This is a genomic window from Nonlabens sp. SY33080 (assembly GCF_011784885.1).
Classification (GTDB): Bacteria; Bacteroidota; Bacteroidia; order Flavobacteriales; family Flavobacteriaceae; genus Nonlabens; species Nonlabens tegetincola.
The window spans coordinates 2,454,569-2,474,242 of sequence record NZ_CP050461.1; the positions used below are offsets into that span (position 1 = coordinate 2,454,569).

A 19,674-nucleotide genomic window follows, 5' to 3' on the forward strand; every position below is an offset into this window, starting at 1 on the left:
TATTAAAGTCACATATTAGCCATATTGTTGTTGATTTTGAGATTATTCAATTTTTACAGGTTCAGCCTCCGATAGCTTTCCTGGAAAGAGATCTTCAACCAGTTCAATTTTCCTTTTCAATTCGAGAAATTCAGGTGAGTTTAAATCGTTTTGTGGCCAATTTTGACGTTCTAGCTTCAACGCTTTGTAACTCGTGTTAAAAAGTCTTAGAGCCTCTCTGTCTCGTAAATGGTTATATGCTTTGATAAGTTGATCAGTAACTGTCAAATAGGTCTTATAATCGGTTTGTCGGTCACTTACCAGTGAGATCACTGCCTTATCTGGATTGTCAGAGGATTCTGGATTTCGTTCTCCTTGACAATAATTACAGGTTTTATTTCCAGATCCACCACCATTGTCTAAAAAGGCAATAGCGCTTGTTGTGATGTCTTCTATCTCCATTGGTGATCCTTCTACCATTATTTGATTGTCCGATGTTACTATTACTTGATAAATGTTTCTTTCAGGAATACTAACCGCAGGTGTGTCGTTAGGCTTAGATAATTTTCTTAAGATTCCGGTGTCTGTTTCAATGGTTGTTGTTACTAGAAAGAAGATAAGTAACAGGAATGCTATATCTGCCATTGAGCCTGCATTCACTTCTGGTGCATTTCGTTTTGCCATTTTGATAAAATTTAAGGTTAACATTAATGAGAATTACGAAGCAATAAGTTGATAAAGCTTAGTAGTAATTCGTAAGTACTCCTGTAACCAAAATCAAAGGTCGTGCCACTGATTATCAGGCAATTGTATGAAATGCAATAAAACAAAAAAAGCCAGTCCCTAGGACTGGCTTTTAACTTGTATTAAAGTGAAATTTACTTCTTAATGTTTTTCATTGAATTACCTTCTTTAGAAGTGTAATTAACCTTGAGTGCATAGGCATCTCTAAGTTCTTGTTTTACATCAGTAAGAATACCAACTTTAGAGTTTCTATCTACTTTAAGTGAAACCAAAAATTCATCCTTTTCGTCTTCATTCATTTTATTTCTCTTAGTGTTAACGTAGTCTTGAACTTGTTTAACACTTGAGATTTTATCACCTAGTTGTACTACATCATTAGTACCAAATTGCTTTTGCATTTTTTCGTTAGGTTTTCCAATGTAAATGAAAGCTACTTTGTTTTTGTCGGATAACTTTTCTACCTCACCTGCAAGTGGAAGATTATTTTCAACGCTTAATTCGTTTTCACGCATTACCGTAGCAACCATGAAAAAGAATAAAAGCATAAATACGATATCTGGCAGCGAAGCCGTAGAAATCGCTGGTAAATCACCACTCTTTTTCTTTTTGAACTTTGACATAATTATCCTGCTTTTTGAGGTTCTGCTTCTGATAATTTACCAGGGAACAACTCTTCTACTTTTTCGATTTTCTCAACCAGTTTTTCATAATCAGGATTGTCTTCCTTTTCTGTTTCTGGCCAACCATCCTTTTCTGCTTTTAGCTCCTCGTAAGATACACCATATAGTCTATTAGCTTCACGATTTCTAAGTGTTGTGTAAGCCTTTACTAATTGATCCATTACGGTGATGTACATACTGTAGCTAGCTTGTCTATCATTTACAAGTGAAATCACAGCCTTATCTGGATTATCAGATGATGCTGGATCTTTTTTACCTTGACAGTATCCACAAGCAGTTCTAGGTGTGTCTCCACCACCATTATCTAGGAATTCTATAGCAGCTTTAGTTAAATCTTTAACTTCCATAGGTTTCTCTTCTACTAGTAGCTGGTCGTTTTTATTAACCAGTACTTGGAAGATATTTTTTTCCTTAATTGGTGGAGCTTCTTGCTCTTCTGGCGCAGGTGGCGGTAACTTACGTTTGATACCACTATCAACTTCAATAGTTGTTGTAACTAGGAAGAAGATAAGTAGCAAAAACGCTATATCAGCCATGGAACCTGCATTCACTTCTGGTGCTGATCTTCTAGCCATAATTTATCTTTTTAAAACTTTACTCACTCCAGACCAAACAATAGTACCTACAGCAACTATTGCTAGTATGTAGAATACATATAAAGATGTTCCGATCCATTGTGAGGTGCTCGCAGTTAACTGCTCGCCGTCGTCTAACATGATAGCTTCTCCTTGTGCGTTTACTACTGAATTATCAGCAAATGCAAAATAAGAAATTAGAACTACTACTACGAGTAGACCTATTGAGATCAAACTCTTTTTAAGAGTTTCTGGACTTGTAAATAGTCCTTTAAGTACAAATACTACTACAGATAATATGATTATTCCTAAAATGATATAAGATAGATACATCATTGGTGTTACTGTAGAGCTTTGAACTCCGTTCTCATTAAGTTCAATAGCCTCATCACCCACAGCAAGGGTGTAGAAAAAGAATCCAAAAGCCACTAAACCTAGCAAGAGTACAAGATATTTTATTACTTTATGTAATGCCATGGTTTTAGTTTTTTAAGATTCTACTATTAAAGTTTACCGTTTTTGTAGTCAGACAAGATGTCTATCAATGTAATTGATGCATCTTCCATGTCATTTACAATACTATCGATTTTAGCAATGATGTAGTTGTAAAAGATTTGAAGAATAATAGCAACAATCAGACCAAATACAGTTGTTAGAAGTGCAACTTTAATACCTGTTGCAACTAGTGATGGCTCCATAGCACCTGCTTCTGCGATACTATCGAAAGATTTGATCATCCCGATTACTGTACCCATGAAACCAAGCATCGGCGCTAGTGCGATGAACAAAGATACCCAAGAAACATTTTTTTCTAATTGGCCCATTTGTACACCACCATAAGCAACTACGGCTTTTTCTGCAGCGTCTATACCTTCATCTACACGGTCTAAACCTTGGTAGTAGATAGAAGCAACTGGACCTTTTGTGTTTCTACAAACTTCCTTAGCAGCTTCAACACCACCACTCTTAAGAGCGTCTTCTACGTTTGCAGCTAGTTTCTTAGAGTTTGTTGTAGAAAGGTTTAGATAAATAATTCTTTCAATAGCGATAGCTAGACCTAAGATAAGACAAAGTAATACAATCGCCATAAACACAGGACCACCTTCTATGAATCGCTTTTTAAGCTCTTGGTGAAAGCTTACCTTTTCTACAGGGTCAGCATTTTGCGTAACAATTGTAGTAATCGCAGCATTAGTAGTCGTTGTTGTAGCAGCAGTTGAAGTGTTTGCCATACCTAGCATCATCATAACCGCAACGAGTAAAATTGAAAGTGATCGTTTCATTTTTAGATATTGATTTATTTGAATTTTCAAGTTAAGGAGGTAAATATATAATATCTCAAACAGATTATACAAGCAAAGGACTAACAATCGTAAAAAATGACATTAACTTAACATTTATACCTATGTTAGTGTTCCTTAATATATAGTCAACTTTAAACGCTAAAATTTATTGTAAAATAAAAGCCCAACCTTAAGGATGGGCTTTTGTACCTCAGGCCGGAATCGAACCGGCACGCCGTGAAGCATTGGATTTTGAATTCTAAGCGCAAGTCTTTTCAAGTTGTAAGACGTTGTTAATTAGGTTTTTGTGTTTATGGTTTAAGTTGTTTATTTAAAAATTTGTAGTCCTTTTAGTATCCACCAACGGTTTAAAAAAAACACCCTACAACGAGTTTTATTACAGTCGTCGATTGGTAGGAATAATCCTATAAAAACTATGTATAATCGCGCACTTTTCTATGTACTATGCGGATTACTGGCTCTATCCGGTCCTGCTGTTTGCTGGTAATAATTTATCTATCAAATTACGTTGATATTCAATAGTTTCAGTTAATTCTTTAATTCTTCTATCTTTTTCAGCAATCAATTCACTTTCCTTTTTTGTTGATTTATTTGCTTTTTTGTTTTTATCGAGTAGTGTTATATCGCTAAGTACAATTTCACTTAATGATAGTTCAAACCTATCTGCAATTTTAACCACTAAATCCAATCTAGGTAACGCAAGATTTTTTTCATATTTAGCAACTGCAGTAGGTGTAATACCAAATTCATCAGCAAACGCGCTCCTATTGCGGAACTTCGTTTTAACTAAGTGCTTGATATTGTGGTTAATAAACAAAATAATGAAAATATTAATTCAAAAAATCAACCAAAAGTTGAATTTATTAAGGCTTTAAATACAGATTTGCAATGAAATACTTGTAAATATAAACAATAACCAAATAATACAACTACCTCAAAAAACGAGCATTTTCCGAAGAAGATGCTACAATAAGAGATTCTAAATTGTATAACAAGTTTTACGAATACCGTAAATTATATGATGCAAAGATTTGTTTTGAAAAATTAGTTGAGGAATTTTGTCCGTTGTCGCCATTTTCGGTATTTGTTGATGCTGTAAACGATGTGTTTTTTAGGATTACTTTTTACAGTTGCAAAGTCCTGTTAAGGATTTTGCTAGATAATTAAATTTTGAGCCAGGTTAGAGAACATTGCACTAATTACCTTTACGGTTGTTATTGATAGTTGTATTGCGAGCACCTTGTTTATTAACATGATCTTGATAAGCTGCAAATTGTTTTTTTCAAAATTATTTACATCGGTACCTAGTAGGAAATTGTTACGGTAATATTCTTAGAATTTGTTTACCCTATATTCATAATCGATAAAGGTTATTTTCTCTAACGTCTAGTTTTTTATTTGCTAAAGCGGTTTTAATAGCGCGCTCTAGTGTATAGAAATCCTTTTTATCATTTTTATAATTGTTGAAACCAAGATCCCAACCGCTCTGCAGTATTTCCAAATATGCAGCGCACAGGCCTTTATCAACTTGTTTGCGTTCTGCATTGGTTTTAAGGCGGTTAATGCCTTTTTTGAAAGTATTTAGCTTACCGTCCTATCTAAATCAAACGTACCGCCTTTTTTTAAGGCTCAGCTTATTGTTTGTTTTTGGAATATATAGAGCTGACGCGGTGTATTTCACTGTTTTAACTTCAATTTCGAATTTCATGTTTTTGTAGTCCTTTTTGTAGTCCTTTGTTACAAAAAAACGGAACAACTAAAAGAGCTGCAAAACAAACAAAGCCTTGTAAATACAAGGCTTTTCGCTTTAAGTACCTCAGGCCGGAATCGAACCGGCACGCCGTGAAGCATTGGATTTTGAATCCAACGTGTCTACCAATTCCACCACTGAGGCAATAAGTAGAGAGCGCAAAAGTAATAAAAGTAATCATTGTAGCGATATTATTATTGATAAATATGGACAACTCAATATATAATTGTACTTTTGCACGCTCAAAACCAACATCCTATAAAGACTAGAGAAATGAGCTACGCACTTAAGGACGCAAAATTATTCGGCTGCAGGCAAAGTATGGACCTTGCCAAAAGAATTGCTACGGCATATGGTGCCGAGTTAGGTCAGGTTAACTTCTCTACCTTTAGTGATGGTGAGTTTCAACCTAGCTTTGAAGAATCTATAAGAGGTCGTCGTATCTTTATCATAGGATCAACACAGCCTAGTAGCGATAACCTTATGGAAATGTTATTGATGCTAGATGCTGCAAAAAGAGCAAGTGCAAGACACATCACAGCGGTAATTCCATATTTTGGATGGGCTAGACAAGATAGAAAAGATAAACCACGTGTTCCAATAGGAGCAAAAATGATTGCTAAAGTGCTTGAGACAGCAGGTGCAACAAGAATCATTACAATGGATTTACATGCTGATCAAATTCAAGGCTTCTTTGAAAAACCAGTAGATCACCTTTTTGCAAGCTCTTTATTTGTACCTCACTTGAAGGAATTAGCTTTAGAGGATCTTACTATTGCTTCACCTGATATGGGTGGTTCCAAACGAGCTTATGCTTATGCCAAAACTCTAGAAAGTGATGTGGTAGTTTGTTATAAACAACGTCAAAAGGCCAATGTTATTTCTCACATGGAGTTAATTGGAGACGTGACAGGTAAGAATGTGGTGCTAGTTGATGATATGGTAGATACTGCCGGGACATTAACTAAAGCTGCTGATGTAATGATGGAGCGCGGTGCAAAAAGTGTAAGAGCTATTTGTACTCATGCAATTCTTTCTGGTAAAGCCTATGAGAGAATTGAGAACTCTCAATTAGAAGAGTTAATTGTAACCGATTCTATTCCTTTAAGACAGGAGAGTTCTAAAATAAAAGTATTATCCTGTGCAGGACTGTTTGCGACTGTGATGAAAAGCGTGCAACAAAATGAGTCCATCAGCGATAATTTTATAATGTAAATTAATTTAAATTTAAATAAATGAAGTCAATCACGATCAACGGATCTAAAAGAGAAAGCGTGGGTAAAAAGGCAACTAAAGCCCTACGTAATGCTGGTATGGTTCCTTGTGTCATCTACGGAGGAGACGAGCCAGTACACTTTGCAGCGCACGAAAATGCGTTCAGAAACCTTGTTTATACTCCAGATGCTCACACTGTAGTGATCGATCTAGGAGAAGACGGTACTTACAATGCTATTGCTCAAGATTTACAATGGCACCCAGTAAGAGAATTATTATTACATGCTGATTTCTATCAAATCTTTGATGATAAAGCAGTGACTATGGAAATCCCTGTGAAACTACACGGTAATTCACGTGGTGTGCTTAACGGTGGTGTACTTAAATTCCCTAACCGTAAGCTTAGAGTTAAAGCAGTACCTGCAAACTTACCTGACTACATTAATGTAGAAATTTCAGACCTTAAAATTGGTATGAAGAGACAGGTTAAGGAATTGCGTTCTGATTCTTATGAAATTATGCACCCAGATACAATGGTTGTAGTAATGGTTAAAACATCTCGTAATGCTGTTGCAGATGACGATGATGATGATGAAGATGTGCCAGCTACTGAAACTAGCGATGTAGCAGCAGTTAAGGAAGATGCATAAATTTTCTTAAACCTAAATTACAAGCCTTGAGAGTTCTCAAGGCTTTTTTTTGTGCCAGCATTTTATAAACTTATAACAAAAAGATCGTCTCGTTTTTATAGCTTTGAAAGATGTTTACATGGTTGCAAAAATTACTAGGTGATAAAGTAAAAACTCATGAAAGTGATATGAAAAAATTTCTAGTTGTAGGATTAGGAAATCCAGGTTCAAAATATACAGAAACACGACATAATATAGGTTTCAAGATACTAGACGAACTTGCTGCCATGAAAGATGTTACCTTTGAGACTCTAAAGTTAGGCGATGTAGCAACTACTACACATAAAGGAAAGAAAGTGGTGCTCCTTAAACCTAATACCTTTATGAATTTGAGTGGTAAGGCGGTGAAATATTACATGAAACAGGAAAAAATAGAAAAAGAGAATATCCTAATTATTACAGACGATCTTAATCTGGAGTTCGGGACAATACGCATGAAGGGAAAAGGTAGTGATGGTGGTCATAACGGTCTCAAGGACGTTCAAATTACGTTGAATACTCCTAACTACCCTAGGCTTCGATTCGGTATTTCGGCCCAATTTGGTAAAGGTCGACAGGTTGATTATGTGTTGGGAGAATGGAATAAGGAAGAACAAGCAGCTTTACCAGAACGTATTGACAAAGCTTCAAATGCTGCTTTGGCTTTTATTCATGCAGGATTGTCTAATGCTATGAATGAATTTAATGGTAAGTAGTGAGTAGAGTTAGTACGCTTTCGCGAAAGCGTACAAAACTTAAATCATCAAGCTGAAAAAATAGTATACTAGACTTAATAAAGTAATCGACTAATTGCGAATTGAAAATATATAATAACATATCCGAATTTAACTCAGATAAAAAGAGTGTGGTTACCATAGGTACATTTGATGGTGTGCATCATGGACATCAAAAAATTTTACAACGTGTGGTTAATCGTGCTCAAGCAGACAATTTGACGAGTGTGCTTCTTACCTTTTTTCCTCATCCTAGAATGGTATTGCAACCAGACCATGATTTGAAATTAATTAATAGTATCGAGGAACGCACAGAACTTGTAAAAGATCAAGGAATTGAGAACATGGTCATTCACCCTTTCTCAATAGAGTTTTCAAGAACTACCGCACAGGAATATGTTAAGGAAATACTGGTTGATCAATTAAAGGCTAGTGTTGTCGTTATAGGTTATGATCATCGTTTTGGTCGTAATCGTAGTGCAAGCATTCAAGAACTTAAAGAATATGCTAGTGAGTACCATTTTGATATAATTGAAATCTCAAAGGAAGAAGTAGAAGAGGTTGCAGTAAGCAGTACTAAAGTGAGACAATCACTAGAAAGCGGCGAGATAGAACGAGCAAATCGCTATTTGAATAGAACTTATAGTTTAAAAGGTCATGTAAGATCTGGTAAACAAATAGGCCGAACTATTGGTTACCCAACTGCAAACCTACATGTTCACCAAGAGTACAAATTAATTCCAGGAAATGGAGTTTATATAACATCTAGTTGTATTAACGGGAAACACTTTTTTGGAATGACTAACATAGGTGTTAACCCTACCATTGGGAATGGAAACTACCGTACCATTGAAACCTATTATTTAGATTTTGATGGTGATTTGTATGATACTTCAATGGAGCTGTTTTTTCATAAACGGTTAAGGGATGAAAAGAAGTTTGATACCATGCAGGAACTCGTAAGTGCTATGGATGATGATTTAAAGCGTACACAAGATTATGCGAGAGACGATAAATAAATGGTTTTTTACCCAAGTAGATAATTCTGCTCTTGTTGTTTTTAGAATGGTCTATGGACTCATTCTTACTTGCGAGGCTTTTGGAAGTATTGCCTTGGGTGCTGTTAAACGTTTATTTATAGATACTGAGTTTACATTTACATTCATAGGTTTTGAGTTTTTAGAGCCATTGCCAGGATATGGCATGTACGTTCTATACAGTGCTATGGGAATAGCAGGTATCTTTATTATGTTAGGGTACAAGTATAGGATGGCAATGCTGTTTTATGCGATTACATGGACTTACGTTTATTTACTTCAAAAATCTAGTTACAATAATCATTGTTATTTGATTATGTTACTTAATTGGTTACTTGTTTTCTTACCTGCTCATAAAGCTGGATCTATTGATGCTAAGAAGAACAAAGAGTTATTGAAAATTCACATGAGTCGATGGATTTATATTCTAATCATCGGATTTGTATGGATCGTTTACAGCTATGCCAGTATAGCTAAGTTTTACCCAGACTGGTTGGATGGAAGTTTTGAGAAATTTTTGATGTCTACTCGTGGACGTGATTATGAGATTCTTCAACAAGATTGGGCTCATGTTGCTATTCTATACTACGGGCTACTTTTCGATTTAATTATTGTCCCATTGTTATTGTGGAAACGAACTAGGTGGATTGCAATTATAGCAAGTGTATTCTTCCATTTATTCAACTCTATAGTTTTTAAGATTGGTGTTTTTCCTTATCTCGCACTATCATTTTTATTGTTTTTTCTTACCACTGAAACCGTTCATAAAAGATTTTTAAGTAAAAAAACTTTTTATGCTGCACGAGAGGTGATTGTACCAAAACACGCAGGTATTATAAAAGTGTTTACTATTAGTTTTCTGCTTGTTATGCTAGTTCTTCCATTGCGTCATTGGGTGATAGAGGATGATGTATTATGGACTGAAGAAGGTCATCGATTAAGCTGGCGCATGATGTTGCGCAGTCGTTCTGGAAGAGCTGTTTATTATGTGGAGAATAAAGAAACTGGTAAGCGTGAACGCGTAAATATCAAAGAAAGATTGTCTAGAAAACAATTTAATTCGGCAAATACGAAGCCTGATTTCATGTGGCAACTGGCTCAAAGACTTAAAAAAGAGTATGCTGATAAAGGTGAAGATGTAGCTGTTTATATCTCTTCAAGTGTTTCTATAAATGGTAGACCTAGATCAAAGTTTACAAATGATACTATTGACATCGCATCACAACCATGGTCTCAATTTAAACACGCAAATTGGTTAATGCCGTCACCTTTACAAGATACGCCAACAAACCGACCTTGATTCTCGTTTAATACAAGGAGAATCAGTAATTTTATCGGCTTAAATAATTAAAACTTATTTCAATGCTACAAATTGCAGCAATCAGAGAAAACAAAGAGGCATTTGCTCAGGCACTTACCAAGCGTAATATTGATGCCATGCCTATGCTAGAACAAGCTATCGAAGTAGATGAGCGCAGAAGAAGTTTGCAAGCTCAACTAGATGAAACACTTTCTCAAAGTAATAAGTTGTCCAAACAAATAGGAGAATTATTTAAATCTGGTAAAGCACAAGAGGCTAATGAGCTAAAAGCACAAACTGGCGAGCTTAAAGAATCTTCAAAGAATCTTGCTGAGCAGTTACAAACTGCTCAAAATGACTTACAAGAGTTGTTGTACAACATTCCTAATGTGCCTCAAGAAAGTGTTCCAGCAGGTTCTACAGACGAGGATAATGAAGTTGTTGAGGAGCATGGTGCCGTGCCAGTGCTAGATGAACAAGCTCAACCGCACTGGGAACTAGTTAAAAAATACGATATTATTGACTTTGAACTAGGTAATAAAATTACCGGAGCAGGATTCCCTGTTTATAAAAATAAAGGAGCGCGACTTCAAAGAGCTTTAATAAACTACTTTCTAGATAAAAATACAGCAGCAGGTTATCAAGAAATGCAAGTGCCACACCTTGTTAATGAGGCAAGCGGATACGGCACAGGTCAGCTGCCCGATAAAGAAGGTCAAATGTACCATGTAGGTAATGATGATTTGTATTTAATTCCTACTGCCGAGGTTCCCATTACTAATCTTTATAGAGGTGATCTATTAGAAGAAAAGGACCTTCCTATTGCAATGACTGGTTATACTCCTTGTTTTAGAAGGGAAGCAGGAAGTTATGGAGCACATGTACGAGGTCTTAATCGTTTACATCAATTTGATAAAGTAGAAATTTTAAGAATAGAGCATCCTGATAAAAGTGATCAGGCTCTTGATGATATGGTAAGCCACGTAAAGAATATTCTTGATGAATTGAAATTGCCTTATCGTATTCTTAGATTGTGCGGTGGTGATCTTGGGTTTACTTCAACACTTACTTATGATTTTGAAGTTTATAGTACGGCACAAGAAAAATGGTTAGAAGTAAGTAGTGTTTCTAATTTTAAAACCTTTCAAGCAAATCGTTTGAAATTAAGATACCGTGCAGGTGAAAAACAAACAGAACTGTTACATACTCTTAACGGGAGCGCACTAGCATTACCTAGAATAATGGCAGGGATTTTGGAGAACTATCAAACAGCTGATGGTATTAAGATCCCTGAAGTTCTTGTACCTTACTGCGGTTTTGATATGATACAATAATTTATGAAATATGCTGTAACGCTTCTTTTTTTGTCTTTAGTGACGTGGTCAACGGCCCAAAGTTTGCAGTTGGCGCAAAACTACATGGACCAAGGCGAGTACAGTAAGGCAGCCAGCATATATGAAAAATTAGTCAACGATAAGAAAAATAGGAACTACAATACCGTATTTTCTTTAATTGATGCTTATCATCAATTAGAAGAATACGGTAAAGTAGATTCTTTAATTGATAAAAAGGTATCTACATCTTTTGCATACAAACAAACCCTACTAATAGAAAAAGGTTATAATCAAGTATTGCAAGGAAATGATTCGATAGCTAGTAGCTATTATCAACAAGCAATCGATCTAGTAAAAGAAAAGCCAGAGCTTACTTACAGTATCGCAAGTAGGTTTGAAAAACGTACAGAACTGGATGAGGCTTTACAAGTCTATGAAATAGGAACCCAGCTTAGGCCACAAGCAAATTATAGTTTTCAGTTGGCTAGATTGTATGGTGAACTAGGTGATATGGAGAAAATGTTTGAGGAAAACATTAAACTCATTGAAAAAAATGTCGCTTACAGGGCAAGAGCACAAGCTCTTTTTTCTCAATATATAACTGACGACGCATTGTCCGAGACTAATACGATATTGCGTAAAGTACTTCTTAAAAGATTACGTTCAAATCCAGATGTTTTATACAATCAATTGCTTTCATGGTTGTTTGTGCAGCAAAAGGATTTTAAAAATGCTTTTATTCAAGAAAAGGCAATTTACAATAGGGATAAAGAAAGTATGGACAACTTGCAGGACCTTGCCGAGGTCGCAGTCGAGGAAAATGATATTCCTGCTGCATTTGACATACTGGACTTTATGATTGAGAATGCTCAATCTCCCTTTACTAGATACAATGCTCAGGTACTCAAACTTAAATTACGCTCTAATGGAGCTTCAGTTGATGAATATTCTCAAATAAAGCAAGAATATGAGCAGCTGCTTGAATTCTATGGTCGTGATCAACGCAGTTTTAGGTTACAACTAGATTATGCTCAGTTCTTGGCTTTTAAAAATGACAATGCATCACTAGCCATTGATTTATTGGCAGATCTCAATAAAGCTAATTTTTCTCAATTTGATAAGGCTAGGGTAAAAATGTTACTAGCCGATGTCCTTGTCCTTCAAGAGCAATTTAATCGAGCCCTTATTTTATACAGTCAAATTCAAAATGATTTGCCCAATGATTTATTGGCTCAGGAATCTCAATATAGAGTAGCTCGTACCAGTTTTTATAAAGGAGATTTTCCTTGGGCACTTACTCAATTAAAAGTATTACGTAGCGCTAGCAGTAAGCTTATAGCAAATGATGCCATGCAATTGAGCCTAACGATTTCTGACCACTCTGGACAAGATACTACGTATGTTGCTTTGTCCGCTTTCGCGAAAGCGGAATTAAAACAATATCAAAACAAAAGAAAGCAAGCTATTGAAGCCTATAATAATGTGCTGCAAAACCATGCAGGCGACGACATTGAAGATGAGGCATTGTTAAGACAGGCAATGCTATATCAGGTAGAAGGAGATACCCAAAATGCTATCCAGAATTACACTAGGATTATCAAAAATCATGGTGATGGTATTTTGAGTGATGATGCGCTTTACGAGCTAGGAAAGTTATATGAAGAAGTACTTGATGATCCTGCAAAAGCACAAGAATATTTTGAACAAATAATTTTCTCACACGCAGATAGCATTTACTTCACAGATGCTAGACGTCGATACCGCAGATTGCGTGGTGATACTAATGAAAAAGCTTTTTAATTATGGTAATTTATAATGTAACCTGTAATGTAGATTCTAGTGTTCACGATCAATGGATAGTATGGATGCGTGAACATATACCACAAGTGCTGGGAACAGGGCTATTTATGGAAGCTAGGTTTACTAAAGTGCTCGTCAAGGAGCAAGACGGTTCCCATACCTACTCAATTCAATACAAAGCTTATAGCGCACAGGCCTTGCAGGAGTATAAAGACAAACATTCTGAAGCGTTGCAAAAAGACGGTCTTGAGAAATGGGCAGATAAGGTTCTGAGTTTCCGTACAGAGCTTGAAGTGGTAGATGAATATACAGTGCGCCGCAAGGAAGAGTCTCAGAATTAAATGGGTCTTCTTTTTATAATAATAGGAATTTGACATAATTACGACTTACTAATTTTTAAACCAAATGTTTGGTAACTATGTCTCAAAATAACACGCGACCCAAAAACGTTCTAGGAACTGCTTTAGAGTCCTGTTGTACCAATCCGATTACAGGTTATTGGCGTGATGGATACTGCAGGACGTCGATACAAGATGTAGGTACCCATGTGGTATGTGCTGTTATGACGGAAGAATTTTTAGAGTTTACAAAGTCTAAAGGGAACGACCTTTCATCACCCATACCTGCATATCAATTTCCAGGTCTTAAACCAGGTGATAAATGGTGTTTGTGTGTATTAAGATGGATCGAAGCAGAAAAAGCTGGATGTGCCCCTAATATTATTCTAAAAGGAACTGATAGTAACGCATTGAAATTTACAAATTTGGAAACGTTGAAAGTTTATGCGATCGATGCCTAATCAGGTATAATAAAGCTTGAAATAAAGCTGTAGTTTATGCTAAACACCTTTGTTTTTTTATTAAATTTATACCTATAGGTTTAATACGAAAACACCCGTTTTTATGGCAAAAAATATCCTCGTAGCAACAGATTTTTCTTCAAATTCATGGCACGCATTCACTTATGTTTCAACGCTTTTTAAAGATGAAACTTGTATGTTTCATTTATTGCACGCTTACGATACTGAATATCATAGCCGCAATGAATTAAAACAAGGCAACGATGCTTCATTCACTTATGAATCTCCAAAGGATAAAGGAGATGTTTTACTTAATAAAATGCTTGAAAAGATTGCATTAGAATGTGCTAATGAAAAGCATACCTATAAAACACACTTAATGCATGATGATGTAGCCACTGCGGTTACAAAAACCTTATCTACTGAAAATATCTCTTTGATAGTAATGGGTAGTAAAGGAATAACTAATTATGAAAAAAGTGTATTTGGTAGTAATACAATAGCGACCATGAAAGAGGCTGGTAATTGTACTATTCTTACTGTTCCACATGACTCAGAGGTAGAAGAAATTAAAGAAATAGTTTTTCCTACTGATTATAAAAGTGCCTATAGTAGTTTAAGATTGCAAAGCCTAATAGATCTTGCAACTATTCAAGATGCAGCTATCTGTGTTTTACATGTTGATACCAGTAGCGGCCTAGAAACAGTTCAAGAAGATAATAAACAAATTTTAGATGATGCATTATCCAACAACAAACATAGTTTTCATGTTTTAACGGGTAGCGATGTAAATCTAGCTGTAAAACATTTTGTAGAGAGCAGGGATAGTAGCATGGTGGCAATCGTAAATCGCAAACACAATCTATTTACAAGTTGGTTTTCTACTAATATGGTAATGGAAATAGGTAAAGTAAGTCAAGTGCCTTTACTTATTTTACCTGAGTAATGAACGAAAAAAATAAAGTTTTTAAGTTTCTGCTTTTTTCCATAGTTCTTGCTCTGCTTGCGTATTTCAATGTGTTGTCGCTATCAATAAACATTTTAGGGAATGTAGAATTAGAATTGCTTTATGGTCCTTTAATATTGTGTATTCCGTTGATTGTTTTAACCATGTTGGAATACCTACTTGATTTTATAAAAAGAGAGGTTTCTAAGGGAAAGGATTGACAAAATTTTAATTTTAAAAAATAAAACCGTTGCTATCAAAGGGATAACAACGGTTCTAGCAGTGAGGAAGGGATTCGAACCCTCGAAACGGTTTTGCCGTTTACACACTTTCCAGGCGTGCGCCTTCGACCACTCGGCCACCTCACTATTTTTGTAAAACTGATCGCAAAAATACCGTAATACTTTATGTTTACCAATTTCTAATTAGTTATCTCACCTCTTAAACTTGTTTCAAAACAATCTTTAAACATTAAATCATCCTCGATGTAGGCAAGTAAATACATCATTTTGGCTAGAGCTGCTTCAGTAGTTAGATCTTTACCACTTATCATGCCCATTTCCTTCAAAGCACGACTTGTTTCATACTTACCCATATCTACTGATCCACCACGACACTGTGTTACATTTACAACACGAATATCTTTTGACAAGCAATCTTTCATTGCATCAATAAACCAAGATTTAGTAGGAGCGTTGCCACTTCCATAAGTTTCAAGGATAATACCTTTTAGATTTGGAATATTACATATGGCTTGTACGGTGTTCTCTGTAATTCCAGGAAATAATTTGAGTACAACGACATCGGCTATCATTTGTGGTCGATAGTGCATTCTATCATCACTACGAGGTATGACTCTATGTACTTGAACCTCTCGGTTTTTGTATCCTTTCCATAAAAGATCTTCATCAACATTTAAATGCACACCACTTATAGCGAGAGGTGGAAAATTAGGCGAACTGAAGGCTTCAAAATGTTCTGCATTCATTTTTGCGGTACGATTTGCTCTGTATAGCTGATATTCAAAGTAAATGCAAACTTCCCTTATTAAGGGCTTCTTTTTCTTGCGTAACGTAGCTATCTGTATGCTTGTAATTAAGTTTTCTTTTGCATCAGTTCTTAAATCGCCTATAGGCAGTTGAGATCCTGTTAGGATAACAGGTTTTGTCAAGTTTTCAAACATAAAACTGAGTGCACTGCCTGTGAACGACATGGTGTCGCTGCCGTGTAAAACAACAAACCCATCATAATTGTCATAACGATCATAAATCATGTCTCCTATCAAGCGCCATTCTTCCGTATTCATATCAGAACTATCGATAGGTGTTTCAAAAGAAATGGTTTCTATTGTACAGTCTAGTTGTTTAAGCTCTGGAATGTGGTATAGAAGTTTGTCAAAATCAAATGCTTTTAAAGCACCTGTTTTAATGTCTTTCATCATTCCAATTGTTCCACCTGTGTAGATAAGCAGGATATTTGGTTTCATTATTCTGCGTTTAGGAGTTCTTTATTAGTTACAGGTTGGGCATACATTTTCAAAAAGCTAGTTACAGTCATTTGATCTTCTACATCAACACGTAGTCTCAATCGTCTCTCAAATTGAGCCATATCATGCTCACTATAATGTTTGCTGTATTTTCTAGAAACATGTAATAAATCGTGTGCAACATAATTAGTTGGCCACAAATGATAATTACTTTGTATCGTGGTGTCTAATTGGTCAACAACACGTTGTAAAGTTTTGTTTGTTTTTTCACCAACTATTTTTACTATTTCCAATGGTTTTGAAGCGTGTATATGAATATGTTTCTTTTGTCCTAATGCACCATACATGATACTGTTAAAATCTTCGTTTTCAGACTTTACGTATTCTTGATCTGCCGCTTTGGCAAGCAATTCAGGTACTTTTAAGGCGTCAGTAGGGTCGTATTCATAAGAAATAGAAACGGGTACTATTTTTAAATCGTTTAAATAGTTTGCAATGTCTTTTTTACCAGCAGCCAGTGCTATCATTTTAAGAACACCTTGCTCCGTATGATCATTTCCATCTTTCGTTCGACCTTGTCTTTGAGCAATCCATACACTGCGATTTTCTTCCTTTAATAGGTGAAAGATGTAATCGCTAAGTTTAATACTGCTAAGTAATGTCTCTCTAGGTGATCCACCTCTTCTTACTATAAAATTACGAGTAAGTTTACTTAACATGTTTACAAACGGGCGCTGTACTAAATTATCACCTATAGCACTTGCTGTTCTTATTAAGTTCTTTTCAAATAAAATAAGATTGAGCAACGAGGTATCTAGTACGATGTCTCTATGATTTGATATATATAAATAGGATGTATTAGTATCTAGTTCGTCAAAACCACTACTAGTCATGCCAGCACTTGTGGTGTCGATTACACGCGTTACCGTTTTACTTATAACTTCTCTTTGAAACTCATTTATAGACGTGCATCTAGTTACGATATCCTTAATCTCATCGTCGGATTTGTCTGGAAATGTATATTGGAATAAGGTTTTAATCATAGGATGCCTTACTGCACTTTGTAAGACAGTTTGCACTTCATCATCCTTAAAAAATCGTATGTCGTCGTAAACTTCCATTCTAGTCGCAAATGTACTTATATCCCAAAAATTCTTTTACTATTATCCGTGGTGATTCTTGCGATTTCTTCCACACTAACATCGTAAATCAAAGAAAGTTTATCCGCAACAAGTTTAGTGTAAGCACTTTCATTGCGCTTTCCTCTGTAAGGCACAGGAGCAAGGTAAGGAGCATCGGTTTCTAGCACGATGTGATGTAGGTCGATCTTATTTAAAAATTGATCAATTTTGCCATTTTTAAATGTAGCAACGCCACCTATTCCCAGGTGTAAATTTAGGTCCACAGCTTGCTTTGCATGATCAATCGTTCCCGTAAAACAATGAAAAATTCCTTTTAAAGAAGTGTTTCTATAGTCTTCTAAAACTTCAAAAACTTCATCAAACGCATCTCTACAATGAATAGCAATGGGTAAGTCACGGTCCAATGACCATTTGATTTGAGTGTGAAATGCTTCTAGTTGTTCTTTTTTAAAGGACTTGTCCCAGTATAAATCAACACCTATTTCTCCAATAGCGACATACTCATGTTGTTCTAGCATTTGAGAAACATGCTTTAACTCATCTTTATAATTTTCCTTTACGTGCGTAGGGTGCAAACCACACATTAAAAACACTTCGCTAGGATAATTTGCTTTTAATTGTAACATGCGATCTGTATACTCAGAATCAATAGCTGGTACAAAAAATCGTTGAACTCCTGCTGCCTTGGCACGCGAGATCATTTCATCTCTATCTTCATCAAAGGCCTCGCTGTATAAATGAGTGTGCGTATCAGTTAAAATCATACTGCAAAAATAAGGTTTGTTGTAGGTATGCTTTCGCGAAAGCGGAATATCTTTAAACCCAGATTCAAAGAATATGAAATCATTAAAAAAATGGCTCGTCAGTCAAGGTTATACAGCACATCCAATACGATTGTCTAAAAAAAGCGGTCACATTGTAACCAAAGCTGTGTTAAATGGATATCAGGGCAGATTTATTATTGATACTGGAGCTAGCGCAACTTGTGTGAATCAAGATTTGTATAAAGAGTTTCAATTGAATACAGAGTTTATGGATAAAGCAATAGGTACCGCGAGTGGTTCCTTGCGTCCAAGAATAGCTCATCATAATGTACTAGAACTGGGTGATTGGGAAGATCAAGATGTGACGGTTTTATCAATGGATATGACCTTTATTAATACCGCGCTTAAAAGTGAACGCATGCATTCTATTCAGGGATTGTTAGGTGCAGACTTTTTGATAAGTTCACAGGCGATTATTGATTATAAAGGAAAATATATTTACATGAAGTGATAGATGAAAGTAAGGCGTATAAAAAAAAAGCTGCTCGTGGAGCAGCTTTTTTTTTATGAGTGTTTCTAGTTAGTTTTAATATTGTACATCAAAACTTCCATTGTCAATTACAATTCCACCAGTAGTAGTGTAATTAAATGTACCTGTAATTGAATTGTTTGCTGTATCGTGAGTTAGAATTTCAATTGTCCCACTTTGAGCAGTCTCACCAGAAGTACCTTGAGCATATAATCCTGTAGCATCCGTTGGGAATGAGTAAACTCCTGGAACGATAGTATCAGGGAATGAAATAGATAAGCTTATGTTTTGGTTACTTGCAAATATTAGAATCGTACCAGATGATACATTAGGCGATATAAGTGATGGATTAAGAGCTTGTCCATCTACATCGGCAGCAAAAGAATTTGTTGTATTGCCATTTCCTGGGTTAATAGTTCCTCCTAATGGGACTTCAAAAATCACACCTTTTCTCATGTAAAGGGAGTCGGCAGCATTTGCAGTGTAGGTGACAAAATCGAAGGTTCCAGATACAAAACCTGAATTGGAACTAGAGGTGATCGTAACTTCACCACGGCCATCATTTGCGTTACTAGAAAAAGATTGAGAGTTGTTAAAAACATAAGTAGCCTCACTAGATGCACCTTGACCTAGAATGTAGGTTCCAGGACTACTGTCGTCTAGAGAAATTGTTAGAGATTCTAATTGATTAGTTCCTTGAATAATCAGTCTTCCATCGATGTCGATTGAAGCAGCCATATCCTGCGCTTTGAAAAATTCTCCATTACGCACAGCCTGGATTGCAGGGCTGTTATCTTCATCTAGATTTTTTTCACATCCTACAATGGCAATCAAAGTAAGGACAGCTACAATTAGTTTTTTCATCGGTAATTTCATTAAGTTTGGGGT

The 19,674-nt window shown here is 35.7% G+C and carries 21 protein-coding genes and 2 tRNA genes; 11 read left to right on the plus strand and 12 right to left on the minus strand.

What is annotated here, in order from left to right:
- Window positions 1-42: 42 nt before the first annotated feature.
- The 7 genes from HCN53_RS11010 to HCN53_RS11040 all read right to left on the minus strand — a co-directional run bounded on the left by HCN53_RS11010 (window position 43) and on the right by HCN53_RS11040 (window position 5,176).
- Window positions 43-663, minus strand: a complete 621-nt coding sequence (locus HCN53_RS11010; RefSeq protein WP_105018564.1) for an ExbD/TolR family protein — start codon at window positions 661-663, stop codon at window positions 43-45.
- Between the two features lie 194 nt (window positions 664-857).
- Entirely contained in the window at window positions 858-1,343 is a 486-nt protein-coding gene (locus tag HCN53_RS11015; protein ID WP_042276095.1) for an ExbD/TolR family protein, read from the minus strand.
- Window positions 1,344-1,345: 2 nt separating this feature from the next.
- Window positions 1,346-1,978, minus strand: a complete 633-nt coding sequence (locus HCN53_RS11020) for an ExbD/TolR family protein (protein WP_042276092.1) — start codon at window positions 1,976-1,978, stop codon at window positions 1,346-1,348.
- A 3-nt stretch (window positions 1,979-1,981) separates the two neighbouring features.
- A complete protein-coding gene (locus tag HCN53_RS11025) occupies window positions 1,982-2,455 on the minus strand; it encodes a hypothetical protein (RefSeq protein ID WP_042276090.1) in 474 nt (157 codons plus the stop codon).
- 26 nt (window positions 2,456-2,481) lie between these two features.
- Complete coding sequence (locus tag HCN53_RS11030) at window positions 2,482-3,261, minus strand: MotA/TolQ/ExbB proton channel family protein (RefSeq protein WP_105018565.1); 780 nt, start codon at window positions 3,259-3,261, stop codon at window positions 2,482-2,484.
- A 481-nt stretch (window positions 3,262-3,742) separates the two neighbouring features.
- Window positions 3,743-4,099, minus strand: coding sequence for a helix-turn-helix domain-containing protein (locus HCN53_RS11035; RefSeq protein ID WP_167342981.1), 357 nt, complete (start codon window positions 4,097-4,099; stop codon window positions 3,743-3,745).
- Between the two features lie 995 nt (window positions 4,100-5,094).
- Window positions 5,095-5,176, minus strand: a tRNA-Leu gene (locus HCN53_RS11040).
- A 129-nt stretch (window positions 5,177-5,305) separates the two neighbouring features.
- On the opposite strand from HCN53_RS11040, the gene HCN53_RS11045 reads away from it, so the two are divergent.
- The 10 genes from HCN53_RS11045 to HCN53_RS11090 all read left to right on the plus strand — a co-directional run bounded on the left by HCN53_RS11045 (window position 5,306) and on the right by HCN53_RS11090 (window position 14,865).
- On the plus strand, window positions 5,306-6,247 hold the full coding sequence (locus tag HCN53_RS11045) for a ribose-phosphate pyrophosphokinase (RefSeq protein ID WP_042277238.1): 942 nt from the start codon (window positions 5,306-5,308) through the stop codon (window positions 6,245-6,247).
- 20 nt (window positions 6,248-6,267) lie between these two features.
- Window positions 6,268-6,897 carry a 50S ribosomal protein L25/general stress protein Ctc gene (locus HCN53_RS11050; RefSeq protein ID WP_167342982.1) on the plus strand — a complete coding sequence of 210 codons (630 nt, stop codon included), beginning with the start codon at window positions 6,268-6,270 and terminating at the stop codon, window positions 6,895-6,897.
- A gap of 110 nt (window positions 6,898-7,007) precedes the next feature.
- Window positions 7,008-7,631 (plus strand): aminoacyl-tRNA hydrolase, encoded by a 624-nt coding sequence (gene pth, locus HCN53_RS11055; RefSeq protein WP_042276086.1) that lies wholly within the window; start codon window positions 7,008-7,010, stop codon window positions 7,629-7,631.
- Window positions 7,632-7,732: 101 nt separating this feature from the next.
- Window positions 7,733-8,668: a bifunctional riboflavin kinase/FAD synthetase gene (locus tag HCN53_RS11060; RefSeq protein ID WP_167342983.1), complete on the plus strand. Its 936-nt coding sequence runs from the start codon at window positions 7,733-7,735 to the stop codon at window positions 8,666-8,668.
- The gene (locus tag HCN53_RS11065; protein ID WP_167342984.1) at window positions 8,649-9,986 is read left to right on the plus strand and encodes an HTTM domain-containing protein; all 1,338 of its coding nucleotides are present in this window, start codon (window positions 8,649-8,651) and stop codon (window positions 9,984-9,986) included. Before HCN53_RS11060 ends, HCN53_RS11065 begins: the two co-directional genes overlap by 20 nt.
- 62 nt (window positions 9,987-10,048) lie before the next feature.
- Window positions 10,049-11,320, plus strand: a complete 1,272-nt coding sequence (gene serS / locus HCN53_RS11070; RefSeq protein WP_105018237.1) for a serine--tRNA ligase — start codon at window positions 10,049-10,051, stop codon at window positions 11,318-11,320.
- Between the two features lie 3 nt (window positions 11,321-11,323).
- The gene (locus HCN53_RS11075) at window positions 11,324-13,120 is read left to right on the plus strand and encodes a tetratricopeptide repeat protein (RefSeq protein WP_240919354.1); all 1,797 of its coding nucleotides are present in this window, start codon (window positions 11,324-11,326) and stop codon (window positions 13,118-13,120) included.
- A 2-nt stretch (window positions 13,121-13,122) separates the two neighbouring features.
- Window positions 13,123-13,461 carry a DUF4286 family protein gene (locus tag HCN53_RS11080; RefSeq protein ID WP_042276080.1) on the plus strand — a complete coding sequence of 113 codons (339 nt, stop codon included), beginning with the start codon at window positions 13,123-13,125 and terminating at the stop codon, window positions 13,459-13,461.
- Window positions 13,462-13,538: 77 nt separating this feature from the next.
- Window positions 13,539-13,919 carry a DUF2237 family protein gene (locus tag HCN53_RS11085; RefSeq protein WP_167342985.1) on the plus strand — a complete coding sequence of 127 codons (381 nt, stop codon included), beginning with the start codon at window positions 13,539-13,541 and terminating at the stop codon, window positions 13,917-13,919.
- A 103-nt stretch (window positions 13,920-14,022) separates the two neighbouring features.
- Complete coding sequence (locus tag HCN53_RS11090) at window positions 14,023-14,865, plus strand: universal stress protein (RefSeq protein ID WP_167342986.1); 843 nt, start codon at window positions 14,023-14,025, stop codon at window positions 14,863-14,865.
- 280 nt (window positions 14,866-15,145) lie between these two features.
- Here HCN53_RS11090 and HCN53_RS11095 read toward each other — a convergent pair.
- The 4 genes from HCN53_RS11095 to HCN53_RS11110 all read right to left on the minus strand — a co-directional run bounded on the left by HCN53_RS11095 (window position 15,146) and on the right by HCN53_RS11110 (window position 18,257).
- Window positions 15,146-15,233: transfer RNA gene (locus HCN53_RS11095), tRNA-Ser, on the minus strand.
- A gap of 53 nt (window positions 15,234-15,286) precedes the next feature.
- Entirely contained in the window at window positions 15,287-16,351 is a 1,065-nt protein-coding gene (locus tag HCN53_RS11100) for an asparaginase (protein WP_167342987.1), read from the minus strand.
- Window positions 16,351-17,472 carry a 1-acyl-sn-glycerol-3-phosphate acyltransferase gene (locus tag HCN53_RS11105; protein WP_167342988.1) on the minus strand — a complete coding sequence of 374 codons (1,122 nt, stop codon included), beginning with the start codon at window positions 17,470-17,472 and terminating at the stop codon, window positions 16,351-16,353. The genes HCN53_RS11100 and HCN53_RS11105 overlap by 1 nt, the downstream gene beginning before the upstream one ends.
- Window positions 17,473-17,489: 17 nt before the next feature.
- Window positions 17,490-18,257: a TatD family hydrolase gene (locus HCN53_RS11110; protein WP_167342989.1), complete on the minus strand. Its 768-nt coding sequence runs from the start codon at window positions 18,255-18,257 to the stop codon at window positions 17,490-17,492.
- A gap of 73 nt (window positions 18,258-18,330) precedes the next feature.
- Here HCN53_RS11110 and HCN53_RS11115 point away from each other — a divergent pair, with 73 nt between their 5' ends.
- Window positions 18,331-18,768: a retropepsin-like aspartic protease gene (locus HCN53_RS11115; protein WP_042276039.1), complete on the plus strand. Its 438-nt coding sequence runs from the start codon at window positions 18,331-18,333 to the stop codon at window positions 18,766-18,768.
- Between the two features lie 75 nt (window positions 18,769-18,843).
- On the opposite strand, the gene HCN53_RS11120 is transcribed toward HCN53_RS11115, so the two are convergent.
- A complete protein-coding gene (locus HCN53_RS11120; protein WP_105018243.1) occupies window positions 18,844-19,650 on the minus strand; it encodes a DUF6252 family protein in 807 nt (268 codons plus the stop codon).
- Window positions 19,651-19,674: the final 24 nt, after the last annotated feature.

Excerpts from the sequence above, each read along its gene's own strand:
- HCN53_RS11010 (WP_105018564.1), bottom strand. The coding sequence starts at position 663 with ATGGCAAAACGAAATGCACCAGAAGTGAATGCAGGCTCAATGGCAGAT.
- HCN53_RS11015 (WP_042276095.1), bottom strand. The coding sequence starts at position 1,343 with ATGTCAAAGTTCAAAAAGAAAAAGAGTGGTGATTTACCAGCGATTTCT.
- HCN53_RS11020 (WP_042276092.1), bottom strand. The coding sequence starts at position 1,978 with ATGGCTAGAAGATCAGCACCAGAAGTGAATGCAGGTTCCATGGCTGAT.
- HCN53_RS11025 (WP_042276090.1), bottom strand. The coding sequence starts at position 2,455 with ATGGCATTACATAAAGTAATAAAATATCTTGTACTCTTGCTAGGTTTA.
- HCN53_RS11030 (WP_105018565.1), bottom strand. The coding sequence starts at position 3,261 with ATGAAACGATCACTTTCAATTTTACTCGTTGCGGTTATGATGATGCTA.
- HCN53_RS11045 (WP_042277238.1), top strand. The coding sequence starts at position 5,306 with ATGAGCTACGCACTTAAGGACGCAAAATTATTCGGCTGCAGGCAAAGT.
- HCN53_RS11050 (WP_167342982.1), top strand. The coding sequence starts at position 6,268 with ATGAAGTCAATCACGATCAACGGATCTAAAAGAGAAAGCGTGGGTAAA.
- pth (WP_042276086.1), top strand. The coding sequence starts at position 7,008 with ATGTTTACATGGTTGCAAAAATTACTAGGTGATAAAGTAAAAACTCAT.
- HCN53_RS11065 (WP_167342984.1), top strand. The coding sequence starts at position 8,649 with ATGCGAGAGACGATAAATAAATGGTTTTTTACCCAAGTAGATAATTCT.
- serS (WP_105018237.1), top strand. The coding sequence starts at position 10,049 with ATGCTACAAATTGCAGCAATCAGAGAAAACAAAGAGGCATTTGCTCAG.
- HCN53_RS11075 (WP_240919354.1), top strand. The coding sequence starts at position 11,324 with ATGAAATATGCTGTAACGCTTCTTTTTTTGTCTTTAGTGACGTGGTCA.
- HCN53_RS11080 (WP_042276080.1), top strand. The coding sequence starts at position 13,123 with ATGGTAATTTATAATGTAACCTGTAATGTAGATTCTAGTGTTCACGAT.
- HCN53_RS11085 (WP_167342985.1), top strand. The coding sequence starts at position 13,539 with ATGTCTCAAAATAACACGCGACCCAAAAACGTTCTAGGAACTGCTTTA.
- HCN53_RS11090 (WP_167342986.1), top strand. The coding sequence starts at position 14,023 with ATGGCAAAAAATATCCTCGTAGCAACAGATTTTTCTTCAAATTCATGG.
- HCN53_RS11100 (WP_167342987.1), bottom strand. The coding sequence starts at position 16,351 with ATGAAACCAAATATCCTGCTTATCTACACAGGTGGAACAATTGGAATG.
- HCN53_RS11105 (WP_167342988.1), bottom strand. The coding sequence starts at position 17,472 with ATGGAAGTTTACGACGACATACGATTTTTTAAGGATGATGAAGTGCAA.
- HCN53_RS11110 (WP_167342989.1), bottom strand. The coding sequence starts at position 18,257 with ATGATTTTAACTGATACGCACACTCATTTATACAGCGAGGCCTTTGAT.
- HCN53_RS11115 (WP_042276039.1), top strand. The coding sequence starts at position 18,331 with ATGAAATCATTAAAAAAATGGCTCGTCAGTCAAGGTTATACAGCACAT.
- HCN53_RS11120 (WP_105018243.1), bottom strand. The coding sequence starts at position 19,650 with ATGAAAAAACTAATTGTAGCTGTCCTTACTTTGATTGCCATTGTAGGA.